Genomic DNA, 24,592 nt, shown 5'->3' with positions numbered 1-24,592 from the left:
CGAAAAACGCTGTCTTAAATATTAATGGCTTGTTGCAACGGAAAATCTTTCACAACCGTCACGAACTGACCTTCACTAAAAGGATAGCCAGACTTTGTAATCTTCACTTTTACGATTTCACCAACCATTTCATCCGTGGCTGGGAAAACGATTTTCATGTAATTATCGGAGTAGCCTTCATAAAGACCATTTTCAAGCTTCGTCTCAGGAATGACTTCAAGAACTTCCCCCTCGAATCGGGAGGCATACTCTTTTGCCAGCTGATCCGATAAAGCGATAAGTCGGTGGACGCGTTCATTTTTAACATCTTCATCCACTTGATCTTCCATACGCGCAGCCGGAGTCCCAGTCCGTTTTGAATAAGGGAAGACATGGAGTTCGGAGAATTTATATTTTTCTATAAAGTTATATGTCTCCATGAATTCTTCTTCCGTTTCACCTGGAAAACCTACTATGACATCAGAGGTAACGGCAAGACCTGGGAGTGCAATTTTCAACTTTTCAATTCGATCACCGAAGAAATCCATCGTATATTTTCGTCTCATCCGTTTTAAAACCGTATCTGACCCCGATTGAATCGGAATATGCAAATGACGTACCACTTTTTTCGATTTGGTAAGCACTTCAATGATTTCATCCGTAATTTGACTGGCTTCAATGGACGAAATACGGATACGCTTCAACCCATCGATCTTTTCCAAGTCACGCAGCAGCATAGCCAAATTATAATCCTTCAGGTCGTCTCCGTATCCCCCAGTATGAATTCCTGTCAAGACTAGCTCTTTATACCCTGCCTCGACAAGCTGCTCTGCTTGATGAACGACTTCCTTTGGATCACGGGAACGCATTAAGCCACGAGCCCATGGTATGATACAGAAAGTGCAGAAATTATTGCAGCCTTCCTGAATCTTTAGTGAAGCGCGGGTACGGTCTGTAAAAGCAGGTACATCCAGCTCTTCGTAGACACGGTTTTTCATGATATTTCCGACAGCATTAATTGGTTCACGTTCAACCTTGAATTGCTCGATGTAATCAAGAAGTTTAACCCTGTCCTGTGTTCCTACAACAATATCCACACCTGGTATGGCCATGATTTCAGCTGGCGATGTCTGAGCGTAGCATCCCGTTACCGCTATGACGGCATTCGGATTTTTACGAATGGCACGACGGATGACCTGACGGCTCTTCTTATCGCCAGTATTGGTCACCGTGCATGTGTTGATGACATATACATCTGATGTGTTTTCAAACTCAACACGATCATATCCTCCAGTTTTGAATAATTGCCAAATAGCCTCTGTTTCATAATGATTTACTTTACAGCCTAATGTATGGAAAGCGACCGTTGCCATTTTTCATCACCTCAAAAGTTCTACATGATAAGAAACAGCGGAAAGTGCATATAAAGGTGCTGTTTCAGTTCTTAATATTCTTGGTCCAAGACCGCAAGCTACAAAACCGGCATCGGACAGTTTTTCGATTTCCTTCTCTGCTAAGCCACCTTCAGGACCAAACACGAACAGTATCGATTGCCCAGCGGCGATATCTTTCAAGACGGAAGCAAGAACGGAAGTTTCCCCCCGTTTTGCCTCTTCTTCAAAAGCGACTAATTTATGATCAAAACCGGAAGCATACCCAGCTATCTGATCTGCCGTCATCGGATCCTTTATGGCAGGGACTACCGTGCGGTGAGACTGCTCAGCCGCCTCTTTTGCAATCTTCTGGAGCCTCTCCAATTTCTTACCTACCTTTTTGTGGTCCCATTTTACCACCGAACGAGCAGCAATAAAAGGGATAAATTCATTGGCACCCAGTTCAGTGCCCTTTTGAACGATATATTCCAATTTATCCCCTTTAGGCAGACCGCTCGCTATCACAACCTTTACAGGAAGTTCCTTTTCTTCATTCTTCCATTCGATAACGGTTCCTATAACAGCATGATCCGTAATTTCCGAAATTTCCGTGACAGCAGCCATTCCGCTAGCTTTCACCGTAATGATCCGCTCTCCTGGTCCCATTCTCATCACCCTGGCGATATGGTGAAAATCATCGCCTGATATCGTCACCGTGTTTTCAATGATGTCTTCATCGTTAAGAAAATACCGTTGCACACTGCCACCTACTTCGTCTAGTCTAAAAAACTCACAGGCTAACAGTCCGGTTTCCCGAGTGCAAGCCGTGCAAAGATTCAAGCTAAAAAAAGGTACCCTGACTATCAAAAGACCCGATAACCAGAGTAACTTTTTTTCATTTAATCATTTCTTTTCGCGATTATCGCTACCCAATCTTCCATCAAGATCGTTTCCTCAACAGTGAAGCCAGAAGCTATAATCGCATCCTTCACATCTTGTTTCTTTGGTTGAATGATCCCAGAAGCTATAAAATATCCGCCAGGTTTAACCACCTTCGCCACATCATCCGTAAAACGCATGATGACTTCGGCAAGAATATTCGCCACGACGACATCCGCTTGTTCATTCACACCATCCAACAAGTTGCCTTGTGAAACGGTCACTCTATCCTGCACATTATTAAGCTCTACATTCTGCATAGCTGACTGTACAGCCACTTCATCCAAATCCAGGGACTGGATTTTTTTTGCGTCCAATAATGCAGCCGCAATGCTTAGAACGCCTGAACCCGTTCCTACATCAACAACTAAATCACCAGAGCGTACTGTACGTTCCAGCGCTTGGATGCACATGACGGTTGTCGGATGTGTACCCGTTCCAAAGGCCATGCCGGGATCAAGTTCAATGATCAATTCGTCACTGCTTACTGGAGTGTAATCTTCCCATGTTGGCACGATGGTGAAACGTTCGGAAATCTTGACAGGGTTATAGTATTTTTTCCAAGCGGTCGCCCACTCTTCTTCATTCACTTCACTAATTGAAACAACATTCTTCCCAAGGTCTATATCGAAAAGAAGGAGATTATTTATTGATTCCTTAATGGCATCAACCGTTTCACCAAGGAAGCTGTTAACCGGCAAATATGCCTTAATCAATACACCTTCATCCGGATAATCATCTGGGTTCAAGTGGTAGATTTCGCCAAAAACATTTTCGCGTTCCTTGACTAATTCTAGAGGATCCTCAATGACAACACCGCTGGCACCTGCCTCATGAAGAATATTCGAAACAGGTTCAACCGCTTCATTCGTTGTTTGGATTGCAAATTCAGACCACTTCATAATCTACCAACTCCCAATTTGTTCTTTTACTTCTATTCACCTATCTTTAAAAGCACGCTTTACTTTTGAGAAAAAGCCATCATCTTGTTCATCTATACCTTGTCCGCTGATATCGCTGAATTCACGAAGCAGGTCCTTTTGTTTTTCCGTTAATTTTTTAGGTGTGACCACTAACACGACGACATGCTGATCTCCTTGGCCATATCCTCTAACATTCGGAACACCTTTGCCTTTTAAACGGAAACGAGTGCTAGTTTGTGTACCAGCAGGAATTTTCAGCTTCACTTTTCCATGCAGCGTCGGTACTTCTATTTCGTCCCCTAATGCCGCTTGAGCAAAAGTAACTGGCATTTCACAATAAATATCATCGCCATCACGTTCAAAGAACTCATGGCTGCGCACATGGAAGACTACATACAGGTCTCCAGCTGGACCGCCATTGATTCCTGGCTCACCTTGGCCAGTTACACGCAATTGCTGACCATCATCAATTCCGGCCGGCACCTTGACTTGGATCTTTTTACGTTTTTGTACTTTACCGTCGCCGCCGCATGTTGAACATTTATTAGGAATGATTTTTCCTGTTCCTTGGCAATGATGACATGCTCTTCGGTTCACAATCCTTCCGAACGCTGTGTTTTGTTCAACATTCAATTGACCGGTTCCATGACAATGTGAACAGTTTTCCACTTTTGTGCCTGGTTTAGCACCAGATCCTTTACATGTATCACAATTCTCTTCACGCGGAATTTCGATTTCAGTATCTTTTCCAAATGCCGCCTCTTCAAAGGAAAGCGTCATCGTATACTGTAAATCTGCCCCTTGACGCGGTGCATTAGGATCTCTCCTGCGTCCGCCGCCGCCGCCAAAGAAGCTGCTGAAAATATCCTCAAAGCCGCCAAAACCACCAAAGTCCTGACCGCCAAAGCCCTGATTTGGATCTGTATGCCCGAATTGGTCATAATGGGCCTTTTTCTGTTCGTCACTCAATACTTCGTAAGCTTCCTTAATTTCCTTGAATTTATCCGCAGCATCGTCCGCTTTATTAATATCAGGGTGATATTGTTTGGAGAGCTTTCGATACGCTTTTTTGATTTCATCCTTCGAAGCACTCTTCGAAAGGCCTAACACCTCATAATAATCGCGTTTACTCATATCTAAAATCCACTCCCGATTCGTTTCACATAAAGGTAATATTATCACTGAACGAAGATAATAATCAACTAGAAAAGTACAAACGGCCTGAACACTTTTTTGTATCTGATCATGCCAACATCATTTTGCACACTTTTTTTTCAGGAATCCTTTCCCCATCAGCAATTGTTGATGTCGACACTTCCTGACAATGATTCCATCCATTGTAAAAAAAGCCAAAGTCAAGATAACCTGACTTTGACTTTTCTGTAATGGCAGGCAGAAATTCACTGCCCAATATATCAGTGTCCCGATTGGGTCACTTTTTATTTTTTCTCTTCTTCGTTAACTTCCGTGTATTCTGCATCCACTACATTATCGTCTTTTGCACCGGCTTCGCCAGCACCAGCTTCGCTAGCTTGCTGAGCTTTTGCCGCTTCTTCATAAAGCTTCATAGTCAAAGCTTGAACGATTTCGTTAAGTGCATCTTTTTTCACGCGGATTTCTTCCAGCTCATTTTTCTCGATTGCAGCTTTCAGTTCGTCCTTCGCTTCGTTTGCTTTTGTTACTTCCGCTTCATCCACTTTTCCTTCTAGATCTTTAAGCGTTTTTTCCGTTTGGAAGACTAGTTGATCTGCTTCGTTACGAAGTTCAACTTCTTCTTTACGTTGTTTGTCGCTATCAGCATTTTCTTCAGCTTCACGTACCATGCGGTCGATTTCTTCATCAGAAAGACCTGAAGATGATTTGATGGTGATCGCTTGTTCTTTGTTTGTGCCAAGATCCTTCGCACGAACGTTTACGATACCATTTTTATCAATGTCGAAAGTTACTTCGACTTGTGGAATTCCGCGCGGTGCCGGTGGAATGTCACTCAATTGGAAACGGCCAAGTGTTTTGTTATCTGCTGACATCGGACGCTCACCTTGAAGAACGTGGATATCAACTGCTGTTTGATTATCAGCCGCTGTTGAGAATACTTGTGATTTACTTGTTGGAATCGTTGTATTACGGTCGATTAATTTCGTGAATACTCCGCCCATCGTTTCAATTCCAAGTGAAAGTGGAGTTACGTCAAGAAGAACGACGTCTTTAACATCTCCAGTTAATACGCCACCTTGAATCGCAGCACCCATGGCCACTACTTCATCAGGATTAACACCTTTGCTTGGTTCTTGACCGATTTCCTTTTTGATTGCTTCAACAACCGCAGGAATACGCGTTGATCCACCAACAAGGATGACTTTATCAATTTCAGATGCTGAAAGACCTGCATCTTTCATTGCTTGACGAGTAGGTCCCATTGTACGTTCCACAAGACCAGAAGAAAGCTCATCGAATTTAGCTCTAGTCATCGTTACGTCCAAGTGAAGCGGGCCAGCGTCCCCAGCAGTGATGAATGGTAATGAAATTTGTGTAGAAGTTACACCTGATAGATCTTTTTTCGCTTTTTCAGCTGCATCTTTCAAACGTTGAACGGCCATTTTGTCTTTAGAAAGATCGATTCCATTTTCTTTCTTGAATGCTTCTACTAGATAGTCAATGATGACTTGGTCGAAATCATCTCCACCTAGACGGTTGTCACCGGCAGTGGATTTAACTTCGAATACGCCATCTCCAAGTTCCATGACCGATACGTCAAATGTACCGCCGCCAAGGTCGAATACAAGAATCGTTTGATCTTCTTCCGTTTTATCCAAACCGTATGCAAGTGCTGCAGCTGTCGGTTCGTTGATGATACGTTCCACTTCAAGACCAGCAATTTGTCCAGCATCCTTAGTTGCTTGACGTTCTGCATCATTGAAGTAAGCCGGTACAGTGATGACCGCTTTTGTCACTTTTTCGCCTAGATACTCTTCAGCGTAAGATTTTAAGTATTGAAGGATAATAGCAGAAACTTCCTGTGGGGAGTATTCTTTTCCTTCAATGACTTCTTTATGGTTTGTACCCATATGACGTTTAATGGAAATGATCGTATTAGGGTTTGTAATCGCTTGGCGTTTTGCCACTTCCCCAACTTGTCTTTCTCCATTTTTGAATGCAACTACGGATGGTGTTGTACGGTTTCCTTCTGGATTCGGGATTACTTTTGGTTCCCCGCCTTCAAGTACAGATACACAAGAGTTTGTTGTACCTAAGTCAATACCAATAATCTTGCTCATAGTTTCACTACCTCCCAATTATTTATATGTAAAATCTTTATTCGTTCACTTTTACCATTGCAGGTCGAATGACTCGGTCTTTAAGAAGGTATCCTTTTTGGAATTCCTCAACAATGATGTTTGAACCGAAGTTTTCATCTTGAACTTGCATGACCGCTTGATGTAAACGCGGATCGAACTCTTCCCCGACCGAACTGATCGGCTCGATGCCCTCTTTAGTCAATGCATCTATAATCGCTTTGTAGACCATTTCCATGCCAGATAGCAGGGATTTTGTCTGTTCATTTTCCGCTTCGATTTTTGTAGCTCTTTCAAAATTATCAAGAGCCTCCACTAAATCAATCGCAATACTTTGAACTCTATATTTTTGAGCCGCCTCCATATCAAGCTTGGCACGGCGTCTTGAATTATCAAAATCGGCCTGCAGACGAAGATAACGGTTATCCATTTCTTCGATTTTTGCTTGAAGCTCAGCAATCTTTTCTTGAGCCAATTGAAGTTCATCTTTTTCAACCGGAGTTTCCTCCTGGTTTTGTTCCGCTGGAATTTCTTCTTCAGCGAAAACTGCTTCTGCAGCGCTTTCCTCGATTGTTTCATTTTCCAATGTTTGTTCTTCGTTTTTATTTTCTGTCACAATCTCACCTCCCTAAAAGGGTTATACAATTTATGCTAAAGTAATATGCCAGGCTGCGGAATCTGCACTCCGCCACCTTAACAATATTACCTTTGCTCCTATTTTTGATACAGTTTTGTCATCAGGGCCGTTAAATCTTTCGAGAAAAACGAAAGCAAACTGATCACTCTCGAATATTCCATTCTCGTTGGCCCCAAGATAGCTAATGTGCCCACTTGCTCCTGTCCGATTGAGTAGGTTGCGGTAATCAAGCTGCAGTCATCGAGCACAGTATTTTGATTTTCACGACCAATCTTGACGTGGATGCCAGAAGGATTTTGGGTAATGAGTTCATAAAATCCTTGTTCCTGCTCAATCATTGATAATAGCGTGCTTACTTTAGCAATATCATGAAACTCCGGCTGCCTCAGCATATTCGTTTTCCCGCCGAAAAAGATTTTTTCGGGCTTAGTATCAGTCAGCGTCTCCGCCAGGACCGAGACCATCGATCCATAGTTATGAATGTGGCGGCTCAAAAGAACAGCCACTTCCTTATAAATCTTATCCTTTAGATCTATAAGCGGAACATCGACCAATCGGGCATTTAATATGTTCACCATCTTTTCGATTTCGTTAATATCAAACGAAGGAGGTAAGGAAATCATTCGATTTTCTACATGACCTGTATCAGTAATAATGATGGCGATCGCCGTTTCAGGACTCAACGGAATGATCTGAATCTTTTTCAGCTTATGCTCATTCACTTTTGGCCCTAGTACTATCGCCGTATAATTTGTCAGTTCCGATAGGATTTTCGCTGACTTCTGAACGATCTTTTCCAATTCATAAATTCGTTCCACAAAAACGGATTTTAATAACTTCATTTCATTCTTTTTCGGAGCTTGAGGAGAAAGTAAATGATCCACATAATATCTATACCCTTTTTCAGAAGGAACTCTACCGGAAGATGTATGGGTTTTTTCTAAAAAGCCCATTTCCTCCAGATCGGACATTTCATTGCGGATTGTGGCAGAGCTGAACGTAATTTCATCTTTCTTCGACAAGCTTCGCGACCCGACTGGCTGGGCAGAATGGATAAAATCCTCGATTATCACTTGCAGAATCAATAATTGACGATCAGTTAGCATGTATGATCACCTCTGTTAGCACTCTATCTCTCTGAGTGCTAATATACTAATAAATTATCAAATGAAGCTTATGATGTCAACAATGAAAACCGCTAATTCATCGTTAAATAACAAGAGATTTTCTTATTCTGATTCAATAACACCTAAAAACGATTGGAACACTTCATTCCCAAGCAGTTTCCCCTGCTCGGTCAAGCGTACGAACCCACCTTCAATCAATAGCAGACCTTTTGCAGATTCTTCTTCGAGCGGTTTCCTGAAAATCTCTGTCATTTCAACAAAAAATTTATTCTTGAAGTTCTCCAATGAAACTCCTTCTGTTTTCCTGAGTCCCAAAAACATCTCCTCTTCCATTTGTTCATGAAGCGGAACTGGATGTTCCTCCAATACCGGCAGCTGGTTTTCCATCAATGGTGCGATATATTTCTTCACCGGTCCATGATTGGCCACTCTTTTTCCACCAGTATAGCCATGAGCTCCGGCACCAATCCCATAATACTCCACATTATCCCAATATGTCAGATTGTGCCGGCTTTCAAACCCTGCCCGGGCAAAATTACTGATTTCATATTGGTGGTTACCATGCTTCTCCATCTCTTCCATCAGCCGCTCATACATTGAAGCCTCAAGCTCCTGAGGCGGCAGGTTTAATTTACCTCTTCGCATTTGATTATAAAAAACCGTCTTCGGCTCAACAATCAATGAGTAACTGGAATAGTGCGGCAAATGAAGGGCGATGGCTTTATCCAGGGTGTCATTGAAATCCTCCATCGTTTGCCCCGGCAGCCCATAAATCAAATCGATGCTGATATTCGTAAAGCCCACCTCTTGAGCCAAATGAATCGTTTCATATACCTCAGAAGCCCGGTGAGTCCGACCAATTCGTTTCAATAATTCATCATTGAAGCTTTGCACTCCAAAACTAAGCCTGTTGACACCTGAATGATAAAGGATCTCGAGTTTTTCTTTCGAAAGATCACCTGGATTGGCTTCGAAAGTATATTCAACTTTTTTTGGATTAAATGGCAGTGTTTCATTTATTGCTTCACATAAGAATGCCAGCTGCTTTTCATCCAAAGAGGTTGGTGTCCCCCCACCGACGAAAACCGTGTCCAATCCCGTTGTCGGGTACTTGGACAGCTGCATCACCATTTCTCTTTTCATCATCTGTAAATATTCGTCGACCGGCTGTCCCTGTAAAAAGACTTTATTGAAATCACAATAGTGACAAATATGTTCACAAAATGGTATATGGAGGTAGGCGCTTTTAATCATTGTGTTCACAACCTTTAATCATATGAGTCGATAGAAAAAGAGGCTAGATTTCCTCTACCCTCTTTTTTCTTTCTATCGTTTATTTTCATTATTTTTTTGGTGTTGTATCATCCATTTTCAAAACAGCCATGAAAGCTTCTTGCGGCACTTCAACGGAACCTACTTGTTTCATCCGCTTTTTACCTTCTTTCTGTTTTTCGAGCAACTTACGTTTACGAGATATATCGCCGCCGTAACATTTAGCCAATACGTTTTTGCGCATTGCACTAATCGAAGAACGGGCCACGATTTTTTGCCCGATAGCTGCTTGGATCGGCACTTCAAATTGTTGTCTTGGAATCAATTTCTTCAATTTTTCAACGATGACTTTACCTCGTTCATAGGCGAAATCCTTATGAACGATGAAACTTAAGGCATCGACAGTTTCAGAATTCAGCAAGATATCCATCTTCACAAGCTTGGACGGTTTGTAACCGATTAACTCATAGTCAAATGAAGCATAGCCTCTTGTATTTGATTTCAGTTGATCGAAGAAATCATACACGATTTCGGATAATGGTATTTCATAATGAATGCTTACACGAGTCTCATCGATATATTCCATATCAATGAAGTTACCGCGTTTATTTTGACAGATTTCCATGATCGTTCCGACGAACTCCGTCGGTGCCATCATCGTTGCTTTTACATATGGCTCCTCAACTCGTTCTATCTTTTGAGCATCAGGCATATTAGACGGGTTATCCACTTTCAGGACCGTTCCGTCAGTTTGGATAACATCATAAATAACACTCGGGGCTGTTGTGATCAGATCAATCTTGAATTCGCGTTCAATCCGTTCCTGGATTATTTCCATATGAAGGAGTCCAAGGAAGCCGCAACGGAAACCAAAGCCCAATGCTTGGGATGATTCCGCTTCAAACTGTAGCGCTGAATCGTTCAATTCCAATTTTTCCAAAGCATCCCGTAGATCATTGAATTTCGATGCATCAATTGGGTATAAACCGCAATATACCATCGGATTCATCTTTCGGTAACCCGGCAACGGTTCTGCCGCACTATTCACGGCACTGGTGATCGTATCACCAACTGTTGTATCACTGACGTTTTTAATGGCTGCAGTAAGGAAACCTACATCACCGACGTTCAGTTCACCCAACTGTTGAGTTTTTGGATTGAACACACCCAATTCGGTTACATCAAATTCCTTGCCAGTGGACATCATTTTGATTTTGTCGCCCACTTTAATGGAACCTTCAACAACACGGATATAGGCAACCACACCGCGATATGCATCAAACAGTGAATCGAAAATAAGCGCCTTGAATGGGGCATCAGGGTCTCCCTGCGGTGCCGGCACCAATTCTACGACCTGCTCCAAAATCTCCTCGATTCCGATTCCCGCTTTAGCCGAAGCCAAAACTGCATCAGAAGCATCCAATCCGATTACTTCCTCGATTTCTCCACGCACCCGTTCCGGATCTGCACTCGGCAAATCAATTTTATTGATGACCGGAATGATTTCAAGGTTGTTGTCCAAAGCTAAATACACGTTTGCAAGCGTTTGGGCCTCAATACCCTGTGCCGCATCGACAACAAGGACAGCACCTTCACACGCCGCAAGGCTTCTTGAAACCTCATAAGTAAAATCGACATGTCCCGGTGTATCAATAAGATGGAAAATATATTCTTCGCCATCTTTGGCATTATATTTCAATTGAATGGCATTCAATTTAATCGTAATTCCACGCTCACGCTCTAAATCCATGGAATCCAACAGTTGACTCTTCATTTCACGCTGAGTCATGGCGTTCGTTTTTTCAATGATACGATCCGCCAATGTAGATTTACCATGATCAATATGAGCGATGATGGAAAAGTTACGAATCTTTGATTGTCTTTTTAATTTTTCTTCTCTATTCATGACGTTCACTCCCACTAGTCGACACAATACACTATTTTTTATTATATCAATAGAAAATGCAAGATTCAACAGAATAGTTACAAAAGAAGCATCATTGTAAGGCAAAGCATAAAAAAAGGCTGCATTCCGGATTCGGATGCAGACTTTTGATAGAGCTCACTCAACTAGATCATATCTATAAGTGCTTGAAAGGCCCCTGATATGGTATCACCAAGCGTTTTGCCGATCGATGAGAAAAAATTGAAGGCCTTCATTTCTTCAAGCTTTTCTTTTTTCGTCTCCAAATCATGACTCGTTACTTTTTGGCCAAGAATATCCGCTTCCATCTCCCCTTGGTCCGATTGGTTGATAATGAATGCACTATTCAAGGAGGGATCTTCATACCCCTTCATTTTTTTCATCCCATCGTTCGCCTGCTGCATCCCAATTAGAACACCTAAAAATAACACGAGCACAATCCCTGTACATTTCAACCAAAATCGAACCATGATCGAGAACTCCTTTCAAATTACTTCGCTTCCGATTCACCAGTCGTTTTATCCACCGCCTTGGCATCCCAATAGAATTCACTGAAAACATCGGAAAAGGCATCGACTGTCAAGTACATTTCTTCGAAAGTATTATCGACTCCGCCAATTTCAATGAGCATGGCATTGCCTGATAAATCTTGATTATATATACCATTATGGCTAGATCCGCCCTGTTTCATAACACCGCGTGAAATACCTGGGTATTTTTTTTCCAATGCTTTATGAAGCTTATTGGCAAGCGCGGCATTTTTTTCAAAGTTCGGGTTATTGCCACCGATTACGAAGGCGATCTTGGCATACTCTTTTCCATTGATTGTAATGGTCGTATTTTTTTTCCGTTTCGAATCGCGATGGATATCAATCAGATATTCCAAATCATTATTATTGGCCATTGCAGCCTGTACAGATCTTCGGGATTCTTGATAGGATTTAGTATAATTCAATCCTTTATTATTCAGACTACCCATGATATCCGTTCTATCGAGCGAGGAACCAATCCCCTTATCAGCTAGATCTTCCACCATCCGTTCCCCGAGTTTCGTAATATTGATCTTAGAGTGGTAGGCAAGGTCCGGATTGGTCACTCCTTTTAAATAAGGAAGATACGATTCCCGGTTATGGCTATGATAAATCTCAACCACTTTCCGCCCATTGGTCGTTTGTTTAGGCTGATTGGCCACTCCTTTTTCCGGTTCTTCTATCTCATCCAGGTTTTGCAGTGATGCATCCCTTTCTTCATTCAGGACGTCTACAGGCGGCGACGATTCATACGGCATATTCGTATAATTCGTTCCTTCCCCAGCGACGAGGATCTCATTATCAAAAATTGAAAAGCCAGGAAGTTCCCGGCCAAGTAAACTTCGCGGGTCCTCTAATGAAATGTTGGTCGAGACCTTTATCAATTGATTCGTGATCATCGATTCTTGTTTGCCTTCTGGCAGGGCATTAAAAAAATAATGGTTTTCATTGGCCAGCATCGAGAACAGCATTTTCCCTGAAAATTGGTTGGCTACAGTATGTACGGAATCCGAAGATATCCGATACTCAGGTCTTAGGGAAGTCATGACCCCACTGACTGAAAAAACAAAAAGAAGCAAGGCGAGAATACCTAGAAAAGTTTTTATAATTGTTGATCCGTGAATGGCTGTTATGATCCCTGGGGAATATCTTCTCTTCATCCTTCCACCCTCTCTATAGCTTGTCTATTAATACCTATGACTTTGCTAGAAAGGGTAGAACACCATTTTTGGGCACTAAAAAGGATTTAACGGGTGTAATAGCCAGTATTTTCTTGATTTATTGAGTTATGCAGTGCTGCATTCAGCCCATTAGCTATCAAATTGGCCATGTCCTCAATGAAAACATCCACTTCTTTCGGTGTAACCATTAAATTTTGACCAAGCGGTGACAGCACCTCATAAATCAATCTCCGCTTCTCTTCATCAGGGAGAACACCTATCATTCCCATGAAGGTTTGGCGTTCCTTCTCCCCTGGCATATCTTCATCGGTCAGCTTTGTACGCTTTCCAAAACTGAATCCGGCGGGAGCCAATGAACGTGATGGTCTGTCCCCTTCATTCATTTCCTTGCCAAAATGCTTCAAAATATAATCGATCGTATCGCTAGCAATCGATACAGCATCAACGACAGTAGGTATCCCAATGGCTATTACAGGAACTCCCAGTGTATCCTGACTTAATTCCTTTCGTTTATTACCAACACCAGAGCCAGGATGAATCCCTGTATCCGTAATTTGAATCGTTGAATTTACACGATCGATCGAACGGGCAGCCAAAGCATCAACGACGATCAGGAAATCGGGGTTACTTTTCTCAATGACTCCTTTTATAATGTCACTCGTTTCAATTCCTGTAATACCCATCACACCTGGAGAAATAGCACTTACTGGCCGATAACCTTCCTTAACGGACTCCGGCTGCAACTCGAACAAATGTCTCGTGACTACAAGGTTCTCAACGACTGCAGGCCCAAGGGCATCAGGAGTAACATTCCAATTACCCAGACCGACAACTAAACAACTGCTTTCCTTGGTGATTTTATTCCGTTTTAAGAAATAAGCCAGTTCATCGGCAAACACCTTTTCCACCCTCTGCTGCGTATCCGTATCCTGCTGACGGATCCCCTGGACTTCGATGGTCAAATAACTGCCCTGTTTTTTACCAATTTCTTTTTCCCCCTCCGCCGTGACTTCGACTAAGGATACCTTTAGATCATCCACTTCTTTTTCCTTAATGATGACCCCTTCAATATGGGATACATTCACTTCCTCAACAACACCTTTATGTTCAAGGGCAATTTCCTTTGCCTCAATCGCCAAATCTGTTCGTATTCCGTATTTACTAAGGTCCAAATGTTTTTCCATAGCGCCCTCCTGCTGTTTGAATTGTATCTAATCTAGTAATTTCACTAGTCTCTCTTAAACATTCTGTCGTTTTTGCTTTTTTATTATTCATTTTTTTGGTACAATCAATTATGACGAGATGAATTTATTCCAGAAATTATAATTCCTTTTCGATTCTCAATCTGAAGTATTGCATATTTATGAGCAGTCTGATAGAATATCACTTGTGCTATTTGATATGGATTTGAAAAGTCGAGTTCATATAATCTCGATTTCTTTGTAGGAGGTGAACGGAATGCCAAACATTAAATCTGCTATTAAACGTGTGAAAATCAACGACAAAAAACGCGTTCATAACATTACTGTTAGATCAACTATGCGTACTACAGTGAAAAACGCTGAAGTTGCATTAGCTGGTGAAAACGTTGAAGCTGCTAAAGAAGCTCTTTTAACAGCTGCTGTAAAATTAGACAAAGCTGCATCTAAAGGATTAATCCATAAAAATGCGGCAGCCCGTAAAAAATCTCGTTTAGCGAAAAGACTTAACGCTCTTAACGCATAATGACAAAAAAATAAACGATCCAATAGGATCGTTTTTTTTGTGCGTGTTTTTTCGTGTAAAAACAGGTGACAGTGTATCTGCCACCTGTTTTTCATCTAATTTTCAAGAGCAGCAATTCAAGCGTTATCGCCTTATCGGCTTGCCCAGTCTTCATTTTATAATCCGCCTCCGCTAAGTCATTCATGATGCTCAACAGTTCGCGTTCCTGGAATTTACCCGTCTTTTCAAGTGCCAGCTTTACCCTGTAAGGGTGCACCTTTAATTGTCCTGCAATTTTTTGCTGGCTATATCCTTGTCGAGAAAGCTCCTTCACTTGATACATTAACCTGACCTGTCCCGCCATGACGCTCAATATCTTAATCGGCTCTTCATTCTGGCGGAGAAGATCATGTAAAATCGTCATGGCACTCTCCATCTTCCGCTGTAATACATGATCAACAAGCGTGAATATATTTTGCTCCAGGGATTTAGCGACTAGCTTTTCCACAACCTCGACTGTTATGTGTTTATCAGCTTCTACATAAAGCACCATTTTATCCAGTTCATTCGTCAGCATCATCAAATTCGTTCCGGCAAGTTCAAGTAAAAGCTCTGTGGCCTGTTCATCTATTTGGACCGCAGAAGCTTCAACCCGCTCCTTCACCCACCCCTTTAACTCATGGTCCCCAAGCTTCTTCGCTTCAACGAGAACCGCTTTACGCTTCAGTTCCTTGGTGATTTTTTTCCGTTCATCCAGTTTTTCATAAGGTGCGGTCAATACGACAATAGAATAAGGAACAGGATCAGCCAAATATGCTTCAAGTCTTTTGACATTATGTTCAACTCTCGACTTCGTTTTTTCAGCTGTCAGAAAAAATGGGTTTTGCATGAAGACAAGACGTCTTTCCCCGATAAATGGAAGGGTCTCAACATCTTCAAGCGCTGTTTCAACAGGCGTTTCTTCTAAATCAAATTGTGAAAAGTTAAAATCCATCTCATCCTCGTGAAGGACGTTCTCGATCAATAGCTGCTTCGTTTCATTAATTAGATAGGCTTCCGTTCCATACAACAAGTATACTGGCGCGAATTGCCCTTTTTTTATGCTTTTCCATACGTCTAATACCAATAGAATCCGCCTCTTTTTTATGTATTCTTCTCTAATGGTATAGGTGGATGGACCATTTGACAAGCTAAAAGGGAACTAGCCCCCTAAAGGACTAATTCCGGATCTATATGAACACTTTCAAGAAAGGCCCGGGTAATCTCCCTTGAAAGCGGGTAAAGTATTCATGTAGAACATAAATTGAGCTTTTCTTTTTTGCTTGCTTTGTTTGTACCTTTATTTTGACCTCAAAGTCCCAAACTATTTGTGACAACTCTTGTCAGTAAAGGAAATGAAGTAATGCAGCCGGTAGATTTTTTTTTGGTAATGTTTTATACTATTAGCAGAAATAGGAGGGGTAAATAATGAACGAATTCGAAAAGAATGTCCAATCAAAGACAGATGACGTCGCTGATTCCGCTATGGGATTCATCGGTTCTTTTGTATTCTTCGCTGCCATGTTCACCATAGCTGTCGTCATTAAAGCTGTCGGATCCTGATTTCATTTTAAAAATGCACTTATTTTTCCGGAAGGAGGCTGCCGTTGCAGTCTCTTTCTTTTTGATTTTCTACATACTATGGAAGAGTCTTCCGAAAGGTTCCTTTACTTTTGTAAAACTTGTAAATAATAGAACCATCTTCATCCGTCCTGAACACCCGTGTTCCATTTTCCTCCAGATTCCTGATTACGTCTCCGTGAGGGTGACCGTATCTATTATCTTTTCCAACTGAAATAAGTGCAGCTCTTGGCTTTAGCTGTTCAAGAAAGGAAGAGGAAGAAGATGTCTTGCTCCCATGGTGACCAACCTTTAAGATATCCCCCTGTAACTGTGGAAAAGTGGCCAACAATTCCCTTTCCCCCTCTTCCTCCATATCTCCGGTTAATAACCATGACAATCCCCCAATTTCTGCGTATATGACTATGGACGAATCATTTTTATTTTCTTCTTTTTCATGAGGATCTAGAACGGAAAACCGTGCTCCGCCCATTACCCATTGGTCCCCCCTTTTCATGACCGTTGTCTTCATCTTTTTTTCTCTTGCTCTTGAGACAAAATCCAGGTCTCGAAAATGCTCTTCATTCCCGCCTCCAATCACGATTTCCTCCACTTTGAAATGATCAATTAATTCTTTTGCACTGCCCACATGATCAGCATCCGCATGAGTTAAAATCAGTTTGTCCAACTGGTGAATACCCTTACTTTTCAATAAAGGAATAATGATATCTTCCGCCGTATTGAACTTCTTTCGTTTTTTTGCCCATGTTTCGATGGGGAATGTAATTTGACCGCCCGTATCAATCAAATAATTTCCGCGGTTGAACGGCAGGATAATCAAAATGGAGTCACCTTGTCCGACATCGATCATTTGTACTTCACCAAAGGGAGAAAGCTTTTGCACATTATATTGAAAAAGTAAAAGAACAATCATAATTCCGCACCAGATTTTACTTTTTTCAAAAGATTCTTCCCAAGTCAGGAATAACCCTAAAAGGGTAATAACAAGAAATATCATCATGATGAAATGTGGTTTTCCAAATGAAATGGAGGATAGGGGCAAACTTGATGCTGCATCTGCGGCTTTATTACAGAGTATGAAGGTGAAGTTCAATATCAATATAAGGGGCTGTCCAATGGAAGGCAATAATAAATGAATAAAGAGGGAAATCAGTGAAAAAGGAAGCAATATGATGGAATAAAGAGGCACATACAATACGTTCAAGAACACTCCAAGAAAAGATACTTCAAAAAAGTGAAAAAGCAAAATAGGAAGGGCTGCCAATTGGCAGATGGAACTGATGATGAAAAGCTGCATCGTTTTTTGCGGATAATGTGAGAAAATGCGTGAAGACATGATGATTGAAAACGTGACCGCGAATGAAAGTTGAAAACCTATATCATAGAGCATATTAGGCTGAAAAAATAACAATGCCATATAAACCGCTCCGATTGCGGCACCAGCCGAGACTCGTTTCTTGAATAGCAGGAGTAAAAACAATAGCATGGCCATTAAACATGATCTCACCACGGATGGGCTAGCTCCTGTAAGTATCATGTAAACCGGAAGGAAGATTAGGATGGCCACCGTCATCCTTTCCCGTGTAATGCCAATCCGGATGCCAAGATAAAATAATAACCCCGTTAAAAAACTGACATGAAGGCCAGAGATCGCCAATAAATGCACCAGACCAAGCCGCTGATAATTAGTAAGGTCACTTGCATCAATATATGTCTGGTCACCGAAAACGAGAGCTGAGACGAAACCACTTGATTCTTCCGGAAAGTGTTCTCTAACATAAGCAATTCCCTTCATGCGCAGATTACGAATCGAAACGACCATCGAATTTCCATCCACAAAGCATTCTTGAAATGAAATGGAATCAGCTTTAAATATCCAATGGGTGCCTTGCCGCAAAAGGTAACGCTGATAATCGAATCCGTTTTCATTCCTGTTTTTGTCGGGAATTTGCAAGTCCCCCTCGGCCCGACAGGATAAGCCGATTTGCAGAAGCCTGATCAAATTCTCCTTTTCTTGTTCGGTGATAATTTTATAACGAAGCATTAGCCGTTCGCCTCGCTCACTTTCGATGAATCCTTTCAATGCATTTCCATCTATATTCGGTTGGTGGGTAAATGTGATGATAAAGTCGCTTTCCGTTCCATTATAGACGGTGGTGTTTCGATGATCAGCTAAGGTGGCGGCACCTAAAAAAATTGCCATGATCACTAAATGCAGGCTAAGTGACTTCACCCTCAACCCGGCCGTATAATAAAGGAAACAAAGAAAAATAAGGATAACGATTAGAAACCTTGCATTAAAAAATGAATGGGCCGAAACTCCAAATGTTGCCGAAATGGCTAATAAGAGAAGGTGTCTGGCCATGCCTGCCCTCCCGTCCAATTTAATTACCGAATATCTGCTTTGCCTGCCTTTCCAGCTCCAATACTGCTTCTCTTCCCATACCTGAACGTTCAAGTTGGGCTAGCAATGAATGCACAAAGTCCTGTTTTTCTTTTCCATTAACATCGATGGCCCCTTTCGATTCAACCTTTTCAGTCTTGACACCAGCCTGCTTGAATAATTCAAGAGCATATGGATGATTTTTGTAATCCTCCGCATAATAAACAGCTTTGATTCCAGCCTGAATGAGTGATTTACAACACTGTAGGCATGGAAAATGCGTCACATATATTTCTGCCTCATCAGTAGGCACCCCGAATTTCGCACATTGCAATAGAGCATTCATTTCGGCATGTATCGTTCTGACACAATGATTATCAATGACATAACACCCATCATCAATACAGTGCGTCCCTCCTGCAATGGATCCATTATATCCTCCCGCAATGATTCGGTTATCCCTAACGATCGTCGCGCCGACTGTGAGGCGTGTGCATGTGCTCCTTAAAGCTAATAAATGGCTTTGCGCCATGAAATATTGATCCCAACTAATTCTGTTCATGTTGTTATCCCCAATCCCCTAATTCGGTTGAATGATTTTCTTCAATTTTACCCTCTTCTTGTCCTTTTGTGTAGCCTATTCAATCATTCATTTCACTGAAATAGAATCCTGTAACCTTTCAAATGTTTTATCGCCTATTCCCGATACCTTCTTCAAGTCATCAACCTGCTCGAATTTCCCTGCCGTTTCCCTATACTCCAAGATCGCTGCCGCTTTGGATGGACCAATTCCCGTCAGGGTCTCCAGCTCTTCCTGAGTAGCCGTGTTCAAGTTCACCTGCCCACTTGAGGTCCCTAGTGAAGCAGAGCCAGATGAAGCGGCTTGTATATGCTCCGTTAGCCCCCAGTCTTCTTCACCTACTTCCGGTACATAAATGACCATTTGGTCCTCGACAATTTGGGCAAAGTTCACTTTATTCTTATCGGCCTTGTCCGTAAAACTGCCCGCAGCCGAAATCAAATCGATTACCCTGTCACCCGCCTGGGCAGTAAATACGCCTGGGGCCTGTACCGCTCCTTTTACATCGACTTTAATGATAGGAGGTTCTTCATCGGTTTCATTTTCACTTTGTTCCACTCCATCCTTTTTTGCAGAAACGGCAAATATATCTTCCGGCTGATCAACCGGATCCTTTCCTGGTTGCAAAAAAAAGTAAATCGCCGCTACTCCAGTTGCCATTGCAGCGGCTGTCATCACCATTTTCTTTTTTAAAATTCCATCCATTCCATTGCCTCCTTGCTAGATATCGGATAATACATTGTCATAGGACAGATTAAAAATACATAGTGTTTTTAGGAGAATCAATCGCTTTAAGTGAGAGGAGTTGATCGGCATTGAAGAAAATCGGTGTAATTGGAACCGGCAATATGGGTACCATCTTAATCGAGGCGTGGCTGGAGGCAAAAAAATTGAATCCGGCAGATTTATTGATAACGAATCGAACACTTTCCAAAGCATTAATGCTGAAAGAAAAGCACCCAGGTATCGAGGTTGCAAAAAGCGCAGTCGAAATAGCCCAACAAGCGGACTTTATTTTTCTCTGTGTAAAACCATTACAAATTGATAGCCTCTTACAGGGCATCAAACATCATATAAAAAAGGAACAACTAATTATCTCCATTACAAGTCCGCTTTCAGTCTCCCAGCTTGAATCGGCAGTGAATGCCCCTTGTGCCCGTTTTATCCCTAGCATAACGAACCGTGTGGGTTCAGGGGTATCATTACTAAGCTTTGGAAAAGGCTGCAGTGCAGAGACAAAGACATCTTTATTTGATTTGGCATCCGCCATATCGGCACCGGTCATCATTGAAAATGATATCACCCGGGTCTCTTCCGACATCGTCAGCTGCGGTCCGGCCTTCTTTAGCTATTTAGCACAAGCATTTATTGACGCGGCCTGCCAAACGACGAAGATAGACAAGGAAACCGCTACGACTTTGACTGAGAACATGTTGATTGGCTTAGGGGAATTACTTGGTAAGGGAGTTTATACATTGCCGGCCTTACAGGAAAAGGTGTGTGTAAAGGGTGGAATAACAGGTGAGGGGATCAAGGTTTTAGAAGCTGAAACCGGGGAAATGTTCCATCATCTTTTTCAAGCGACACATGAAAAGTTTGCTGAAGATCTTTACGAAGTTGAAAAGCAGTTCGGCCATCCTTATTAATATTCGTAATCTATATCTCTTTTCCTTCTTAAAATAAAAAAAAGAAGAGGTCAGACCTCCACTCGTACGTGTGATGTACGAACAGGGATTCTTGACCTCTTCATTATTTACTGGCTACAAACAAAATTCTTTCGGTTTCCTTTACAAGCGGTGCTTCTTCAAGATCCGCCAGTAGTTCAGAAACCGTAAAACCTGCTTGCTGCAACCACTTCTTATATTGTTCAACTGGATAGGTCCGTTGATAATGCAACTCATCAAAACGGTCATACAGACCACTTTCATCGTCCCTTACGAAAAAACTTAAATCATGTTCCACACTGTAAGGTTCTTCACCCGGGAAACAGTCCCAAATATAAGATACTTCTTCATCATTGACCGCAAACGTATGATTTTGAAAGACTTTTTCCATTTTATAAATGGAATGGACATCAAACAAAAATAATCCGCCATCCTTCAAATGCTCATGAACCCGGCTGAACGTTTTCACTATATCCGCTTCGTCACGAAGGTAGTTCAGCGAATCGCAAAAAATCGTGACACAGTCAAATTGACCAAGTCCCTCGAGTTCTGCCATATTCTGTTGGAAAAGGGGAATCGCTAATCCAAGCTTGACCGCTTTTTCATTGGCAACCAGAAGCATTTCATCAGATAAATCCACGCCCGTGACTTCAAATCCGTGTTGCGCCAATTCAACGGTCATTTCCCCGGTTCCACACGCTAGATCCAGGACCTTCCTTCCGCCAATTCCATACTGCTCCAGCTTCGCCGTAAGGATCACCAGCCATTTTTCATAGGGAGCGTCCTTCATCAATTCATCGTATACATAGGCAAAGCGTTCGTAGGTCATGTAGTCAGTTCACTCTCTAGATCCTCAAAAGGTGCATCTCCCCATAAACGTTCGAGGTTATAATAGTTTCTTTCATCCTTATGGAAAATGTGGGCCACTACATCGCCAAGATCCACTAGCACCCATTTCGCTTCGTCAAAACCTTCAAGGCGTTTTACATTGACTCCTGATTCATCAGCTTTGCTCTTCATTTCACGAGCTATGGCTTGTACTTGTTTTTCAGAATTACCGTGACAGATTAAAAAGTAATCCGCGACAAGGGATATCCCTTGCATGTTCAGTGCCACGATATCCTCGGCCCTTTTATCATCCGCCGCTTTTGCTGCAATTACAAGAAGTTCACGTTCAGTCATTACATCTTCTCCTTCAAATTCATGATCAAATCATTATATGTCTTAAATGTGTCAGGGTAAATAGCCTGATTTCTTTTCATTAAAAAAACAACTGTATTCCTTAAAGCCTGGATGACAGCATGGTCCAAATTTTGCTTGGCTGTCTGCCTGACATCATCGACACCGGGAAAAGAACGTCCGGGCTCAATATAGTCAGCAAGGTATACGACCTTATCCAATAGGCTCATGCCAACCCTACCAGACGTGTGATAGGCAATCGCATCCAATATTTCAACGTCGGTGATACCTGCTTCCTTTTTCACGAGATAAGCCCCGACAGGAGCATGCCACAATTCCATATTATATTGGAGTAAATCCGGCGACATGTTTTCAGCGATTATAATTTGCTCCATTTCCTCTTTCGGACGAAATTTTGCATAATCATGGAAAATTGCTGCCAGTTCCGCTTTTTTGACGTCAGCTCCATACATTTCGGCCAGTTCAATCGCTGATTCTACAACGCCTAAAGTATGAATGTACCTGCGCTCGGTTATTTGTTCCTTGACCAGCGCCAATGCTTCCTCACGATTCATATAAACCATTCCCTTTAATATACTTCACCACTGGATCTGCTATTAAATATTTCACGGTTTTTCCCGTTCTTAACTTCCTGCGTATCATGGAAGATGATATGAACATCTGCGGGACTTTTACCATCGTGATTGGGTATACGGTCTTTTCATTATAGCCAGGGCGCTTCACCCCGACGAAATTGACCAGGTTCATCAGTTCGTCAATACGGTGCCAATTAGGTAAATACTCAATCATATCTGCGCCAATTATGAAATAGAACTCATTGGTTGGCTCAAGTTCTTTCAGCAATTTTATCGTATCATACGTATAAGATGTGCCTTTTCTTTCTATTTCAATACCCTCAATATAAAAAGATGGGTTTCCGGCTATCGCGTTTTCCAACATTGCCAGCCTGTCCATATCGGTTACTTCCTCCGATTTTTCCTTATGGGGAGGAACATGATTTGGCATGAATCTAATTTCATCTAGCTCAAGAGCGTCCAGCACTTCATTCGCTATAATTAAATGACCGATATGCGGGGGATTGAATGTACCGCCAAGAATTCCAATTTTTTTCATAGGTAGGTTCCTTAAGGTAATTTAAGTTGTTTGTTTTCTTTTGATTCTTTATACAGCACAATTGTGTTGCCGATAATCTGAACCAATTCCGCCCTTGCTCCTTTTGATAAAGAAAGTCCCACATCATTGCGGTCCTCTTCACAGTTTTGCAGGATGCTGACCTTGATTATTTCACGTACTTCAAGCGCCTCACCAATTTGCTTGATGAGATTATCATTGACTCCGCCTTTACCAACTTGAAAAATTGGATTCAGGTGATGGGCCTTTGATCGTAAGAATCTTTTTTGTTTTCCTGTTAACATGTGTTACCTCCTAGTTTGTTCAAGACAATATCTGTCATTCTTGCTGTATCCGGCATAATGCCTGTCCATATATCAAAAGCGAGCGCAGCCTGGTTGATGAACATCCCCAAACCATTTTGCGTTTCCGCCCCTTTTTCCCCCGCTTCACGCAGCAACTTGGTCTGCAGAGGGTTATAGATGATATCGCTGACGATTGCACCGGTTTTGAGCTGGTCGATCTTCAACGGTGAATGATCCAATTCCGGACTCATCCCAGAAGAAGTCGTTTGGATGATTAAATCATATTGTGATAAGCTTTCTTCCGCTTCGATAATCGAGAGTGCCTTCGATACTTTATCATATGGGCAATCAGAAACAAGTCCGGCCGCTTTTTCCTTTGTCCGATTTGCAATATCAACTTGCTTTACCCCTTCTTTTACAAGGGTAAAATAAATCGCACGCGCAGCACCGCCCGCTCCGATCACTAACGTTTTTTTAGCCTTAATGTCACCTGATATTTCATCGCATAAAGATTTGAAAAATCCTTTTCCGTCTGTATTATACCCTATAAATCGACCATTTTTGTTAACAACCGTATTTACAGCCCCAATTGCAAGGGCCAGTTCATCCACTTCATCAAGGAGCGGAATGATGGAAGTCTTATGAGGAATCGTGATGTTAAACCCTTCTATACCAAGGGCTTTCATGCCTTTTACAGCATCGCCCAAACCTTCTTTCGTCACATGAAAATGGTGATAAACCGCTTCTATATTTTCTTTTTCAAATGCATCATTATGAATGTCTGGTGACATTGAATGTGCAATTGGATCTCCCATTACCCCATATATCTTTTTCATAGACTAGACGAC

Annotated in this window: 25 protein-coding genes; 3 read left to right on the top strand and 22 right to left on the bottom strand. The window is 41.9% G+C overall.

The genetic code is table 11. The annotated features are described in order from the left end of the window. Positions 1-14: 14 nt before the first annotated feature. From mtaB to gpr, 12 genes are all read right to left on the bottom strand, one after another. Positions 15-1,352, bottom strand: coding sequence for a tRNA (N(6)-L-threonylcarbamoyladenosine(37)-C(2))-methylthiotransferase MtaB (gene mtaB, locus ACQKMH_RS04240; RefSeq protein ID WP_427586225.1), 1,338 nt, complete (start codon positions 1,350-1,352; stop codon positions 15-17). Positions 1,353-1,358: 6 nt separating this feature from the next. Continuing rightward, the gene (locus tag ACQKMH_RS04235) at positions 1,359-2,111 is read right to left on the bottom strand and encodes a 16S rRNA (uracil(1498)-N(3))-methyltransferase (protein WP_427586224.1); all 753 of its coding nucleotides are present in this window, start codon (positions 2,109-2,111) and stop codon (positions 1,359-1,361) included. Positions 2,112-2,251: 140 nt separating this feature from the next. Next, positions 2,252-3,193 (bottom strand): 50S ribosomal protein L11 methyltransferase, encoded by a 942-nt coding sequence (gene prmA, locus ACQKMH_RS04230; RefSeq protein ID WP_427586223.1) that lies wholly within the window; start codon positions 3,191-3,193, stop codon positions 2,252-2,254. Between the two features lie 36 nt (positions 3,194-3,229). After that, on the bottom strand, positions 3,230-4,348 hold the full coding sequence (gene dnaJ, locus ACQKMH_RS04225; protein ID WP_427586222.1) for a molecular chaperone DnaJ: 1,119 nt from the start codon (positions 4,346-4,348) through the stop codon (positions 3,230-3,232). Positions 4,349-4,653: 305 nt separating this feature from the next. Then, positions 4,654-6,489 carry a molecular chaperone DnaK gene (gene dnaK, locus ACQKMH_RS04220; RefSeq protein WP_427586221.1) on the bottom strand — a complete coding sequence of 612 codons (1,836 nt, stop codon included), beginning with the start codon at positions 6,487-6,489 and terminating at the stop codon, positions 4,654-4,656. A gap of 37 nt (positions 6,490-6,526) precedes the next feature. Further along, on the bottom strand, positions 6,527-7,123 hold the full coding sequence (gene grpE, locus ACQKMH_RS04215; RefSeq protein ID WP_427586220.1) for a nucleotide exchange factor GrpE: 597 nt from the start codon (positions 7,121-7,123) through the stop codon (positions 6,527-6,529). Between the two features lie 98 nt (positions 7,124-7,221). Continuing rightward, a complete protein-coding gene (gene hrcA / locus ACQKMH_RS04210; protein WP_427586219.1) occupies positions 7,222-8,250 on the bottom strand; it encodes a heat-inducible transcriptional repressor HrcA in 1,029 nt (342 codons plus the stop codon). A 123-nt stretch (positions 8,251-8,373) separates the two neighbouring features. After that, positions 8,374-9,525, bottom strand: a complete 1,152-nt coding sequence (gene hemW / locus ACQKMH_RS04205; protein WP_427586218.1) for a radical SAM family heme chaperone HemW — start codon at positions 9,523-9,525, stop codon at positions 8,374-8,376. Positions 9,526-9,613: 88 nt separating this feature from the next. Then, complete coding sequence (lepA, locus tag ACQKMH_RS04200; protein WP_427586217.1) at positions 9,614-11,449, bottom strand: translation elongation factor 4; 1,836 nt, start codon at positions 11,447-11,449, stop codon at positions 9,614-9,616. A gap of 164 nt (positions 11,450-11,613) precedes the next feature. Further along, positions 11,614-11,937, bottom strand: a complete 324-nt coding sequence (locus ACQKMH_RS04195) for a YqxA family protein (protein WP_230155240.1) — start codon at positions 11,935-11,937, stop codon at positions 11,614-11,616. Positions 11,938-11,957: 20 nt separating this feature from the next. Beyond that, positions 11,958-13,157 carry a stage II sporulation protein P gene (spoIIP, locus tag ACQKMH_RS04190; RefSeq protein WP_427586216.1) on the bottom strand — a complete coding sequence of 400 codons (1,200 nt, stop codon included), beginning with the start codon at positions 13,155-13,157 and terminating at the stop codon, positions 11,958-11,960. An 86-nt stretch (positions 13,158-13,243) separates the two neighbouring features. Continuing rightward, positions 13,244-14,362 (bottom strand): GPR endopeptidase, encoded by a 1,119-nt coding sequence (gene gpr / locus ACQKMH_RS04185; protein WP_427586215.1) that lies wholly within the window; start codon positions 14,360-14,362, stop codon positions 13,244-13,246. A gap of 274 nt (positions 14,363-14,636) precedes the next feature. Between gpr and rpsT the strand changes: the two genes are divergently transcribed. Further along, complete coding sequence (gene rpsT / locus ACQKMH_RS04180) at positions 14,637-14,903, top strand: 30S ribosomal protein S20 (protein ID WP_034308554.1); 267 nt, start codon at positions 14,637-14,639, stop codon at positions 14,901-14,903. A 91-nt stretch (positions 14,904-14,994) separates the two neighbouring features. On the opposite strand, the gene holA is transcribed toward rpsT, so the two are convergent. Beyond that, positions 14,995-16,008 carry a DNA polymerase III subunit delta gene (gene holA / locus ACQKMH_RS04175; RefSeq protein WP_427586214.1) on the bottom strand — a complete coding sequence of 338 codons (1,014 nt, stop codon included), beginning with the start codon at positions 16,006-16,008 and terminating at the stop codon, positions 14,995-14,997. A 341-nt stretch (positions 16,009-16,349) separates the two neighbouring features. Between holA and ACQKMH_RS04170 the strand changes: the two genes are divergently transcribed. Continuing rightward, on the top strand, positions 16,350-16,484 hold the full coding sequence (locus ACQKMH_RS04170; protein ID WP_081108861.1) for a YqzM family protein: 135 nt from the start codon (positions 16,350-16,352) through the stop codon (positions 16,482-16,484). Between the two features lie 76 nt (positions 16,485-16,560). Here ACQKMH_RS04170 and ACQKMH_RS04165 read toward each other — a convergent pair whose 3' ends face one another. The 3 genes from ACQKMH_RS04165 to ACQKMH_RS04155 form a co-directional block, all read right to left on the bottom strand. Next, positions 16,561-18,867: a DNA internalization-related competence protein ComEC/Rec2 gene (locus ACQKMH_RS04165; protein ID WP_427586213.1), complete on the bottom strand. Its 2,307-nt coding sequence runs from the start codon at positions 18,865-18,867 to the stop codon at positions 16,561-16,563. A gap of 19 nt (positions 18,868-18,886) precedes the next feature. After that, the gene (locus ACQKMH_RS04160; protein ID WP_427586212.1) at positions 18,887-19,447 is read right to left on the bottom strand and encodes a ComE operon protein 2; all 561 of its coding nucleotides are present in this window, start codon (positions 19,445-19,447) and stop codon (positions 18,887-18,889) included. An 87-nt stretch (positions 19,448-19,534) separates the two neighbouring features. Next, a complete protein-coding gene (locus ACQKMH_RS04155) occupies positions 19,535-20,170 on the bottom strand; it encodes a helix-hairpin-helix domain-containing protein (RefSeq protein ID WP_427586211.1) in 636 nt (211 codons plus the stop codon). 110 nt (positions 20,171-20,280) lie between these two features. On the opposite strand from ACQKMH_RS04155, the gene comER reads away from it, so the two are divergent. Then, positions 20,281-21,111 carry a late competence protein ComER gene (comER, locus tag ACQKMH_RS04150; protein WP_427586210.1) on the top strand — a complete coding sequence of 277 codons (831 nt, stop codon included), beginning with the start codon at positions 20,281-20,283 and terminating at the stop codon, positions 21,109-21,111. 103 nt (positions 21,112-21,214) lie between these two features. Here the strand turns inward: comER and ACQKMH_RS04145 are convergent, their stop codons facing one another. From ACQKMH_RS04145 to aroE, 6 genes are read right to left on the bottom strand one after another with little or no spacing between them, the layout of a single operon-like run. Further along, entirely contained in the window at positions 21,215-21,958 is a 744-nt protein-coding gene (locus tag ACQKMH_RS04145; RefSeq protein ID WP_427586209.1) for a class I SAM-dependent DNA methyltransferase, read from the bottom strand. Beyond that, on the bottom strand, positions 21,955-22,311 hold the full coding sequence (rsfS, locus tag ACQKMH_RS04140; RefSeq protein ID WP_427586207.1) for a ribosome silencing factor: 357 nt from the start codon (positions 22,309-22,311) through the stop codon (positions 21,955-21,957). The genes ACQKMH_RS04145 and rsfS overlap by 4 nt, the downstream gene beginning before the upstream one ends. Next, positions 22,311-22,883, bottom strand: coding sequence for a bis(5'-nucleosyl)-tetraphosphatase (symmetrical) YqeK (gene yqeK, locus ACQKMH_RS04135; protein ID WP_427586206.1), 573 nt, complete (start codon positions 22,881-22,883; stop codon positions 22,311-22,313). Before yqeK ends, rsfS begins: the two co-directional genes overlap by 1 nt. Continuing rightward, positions 22,873-23,442 (bottom strand): nicotinate-nucleotide adenylyltransferase, encoded by a 570-nt coding sequence (locus ACQKMH_RS04130; RefSeq protein ID WP_427586205.1) that lies wholly within the window; start codon positions 23,440-23,442, stop codon positions 22,873-22,875. The genes yqeK and ACQKMH_RS04130 overlap by 11 nt, the downstream gene beginning before the upstream one ends. Before the next feature lie 11 nt (positions 23,443-23,453). Continuing rightward, positions 23,454-23,744 (bottom strand): ribosome assembly RNA-binding protein YhbY, encoded by a 291-nt coding sequence (yhbY, locus tag ACQKMH_RS04125; protein WP_230155220.1) that lies wholly within the window; start codon positions 23,742-23,744, stop codon positions 23,454-23,456. Continuing rightward, complete coding sequence (gene aroE, locus ACQKMH_RS04120; protein ID WP_427586204.1) at positions 23,738-24,580, bottom strand: shikimate dehydrogenase; 843 nt, start codon at positions 24,578-24,580, stop codon at positions 23,738-23,740. Before aroE ends, yhbY begins: the two co-directional genes overlap by 7 nt. Positions 24,581-24,592: the final 12 nt, after the last annotated feature.

It is taken from the genome of Peribacillus sp. NPDC097895 (assembly GCF_050277555.1).
Taxonomy (GTDB): domain Bacteria; phylum Bacillota; class Bacilli; order Bacillales; family DSM-1321; genus Peribacillus.
The sequence above is the reverse complement of the archived record's forward strand: the minus strand, read 5'-3'. Positions and strand labels throughout refer to the sequence as shown.

What these genes read in the sequence shown, in the direction of transcription:
- mtaB (WP_427586225.1), bottom strand. Translation starts at nt 1,352, where the DNA reads ATGGCAACGGTCGCTTTCCATACATTAGGCTGTAAAGTAAATCATTAT.
- prmA (WP_427586223.1), bottom strand. Translation starts at nt 3,193, where the DNA reads ATGAAGTGGTCTGAATTTGCAATCCAAACAACGAATGAAGCGGTTGAA.
- dnaJ (WP_427586222.1), bottom strand. Translation starts at nt 4,348, where the DNA reads ATGAGTAAACGCGATTATTATGAGGTGTTAGGCCTTTCGAAGAGTGCT.
- dnaK (WP_427586221.1), bottom strand. Translation starts at nt 6,489, where the DNA reads ATGAGCAAGATTATTGGTATTGACTTAGGTACAACAAACTCTTGTGTA.
- hrcA (WP_427586219.1), bottom strand. Translation starts at nt 8,250, where the DNA reads ATGCTAACTGATCGTCAATTATTGATTCTGCAAGTGATAATCGAGGAT.
- hemW (WP_427586218.1), bottom strand. Translation starts at nt 9,525, where the DNA reads ATGATTAAAAGCGCCTACCTCCATATACCATTTTGTGAACATATTTGT.
- lepA (WP_427586217.1), bottom strand. Translation starts at nt 11,449, where the DNA reads ATGAATAGAGAAGAAAAATTAAAAAGACAATCAAAGATTCGTAACTTT.
- ACQKMH_RS04195 (WP_230155240.1), bottom strand. Translation starts at nt 11,937, where the DNA reads ATGGTTCGATTTTGGTTGAAATGTACAGGGATTGTGCTCGTGTTATTT.
- spoIIP (WP_427586216.1), bottom strand. Translation starts at nt 13,157, where the DNA reads ATGAAGAGAAGATATTCCCCAGGGATCATAACAGCCATTCACGGATCA.
- gpr (WP_427586215.1), bottom strand. Translation starts at nt 14,362, where the DNA reads ATGGAAAAACATTTGGACCTTAGTAAATACGGAATACGAACAGATTTG.
- rpsT (WP_034308554.1), top strand. Translation starts at nt 14,637, where the DNA reads ATGCCAAACATTAAATCTGCTATTAAACGTGTGAAAATCAACGACAAA.
- ACQKMH_RS04170 (WP_081108861.1), top strand. Translation starts at nt 16,350, where the DNA reads ATGAACGAATTCGAAAAGAATGTCCAATCAAAGACAGATGACGTCGCT.
- ACQKMH_RS04165 (WP_427586213.1), bottom strand. Translation starts at nt 18,867, where the DNA reads ATGGCCAGACACCTTCTCTTATTAGCCATTTCGGCAACATTTGGAGTT.
- ACQKMH_RS04160 (WP_427586212.1), bottom strand. Translation starts at nt 19,447, where the DNA reads ATGAACAGAATTAGTTGGGATCAATATTTCATGGCGCAAAGCCATTTA.
- ACQKMH_RS04155 (WP_427586211.1), bottom strand. Translation starts at nt 20,170, where the DNA reads ATGGATGGAATTTTAAAAAAGAAAATGGTGATGACAGCCGCTGCAATG.
- ACQKMH_RS04145 (WP_427586209.1), bottom strand. Translation starts at nt 21,958, where the DNA reads ATGACCTACGAACGCTTTGCCTATGTATACGATGAATTGATGAAGGAC.
- rsfS (WP_427586207.1), bottom strand. Translation starts at nt 22,311, where the DNA reads ATGACTGAACGTGAACTTCTTGTAATTGCAGCAAAAGCGGCGGATGAT.
- yqeK (WP_427586206.1), bottom strand. Translation starts at nt 22,883, where the DNA reads ATGAATCGTGAGGAAGCATTGGCGCTGGTCAAGGAACAAATAACCGAG.
- ACQKMH_RS04130 (WP_427586205.1), bottom strand. Translation starts at nt 23,442, where the DNA reads ATGAAAAAAATTGGAATTCTTGGCGGTACATTCAATCCCCCGCATATC.
- yhbY (WP_230155220.1), bottom strand. Translation starts at nt 23,744, where the DNA reads ATGTTAACAGGAAAACAAAAAAGATTCTTACGATCAAAGGCCCATCAC.
- aroE (WP_427586204.1), bottom strand. Translation starts at nt 24,580, where the DNA reads ATGAAAAAGATATATGGGGTAATGGGAGATCCAATTGCACATTCAATG.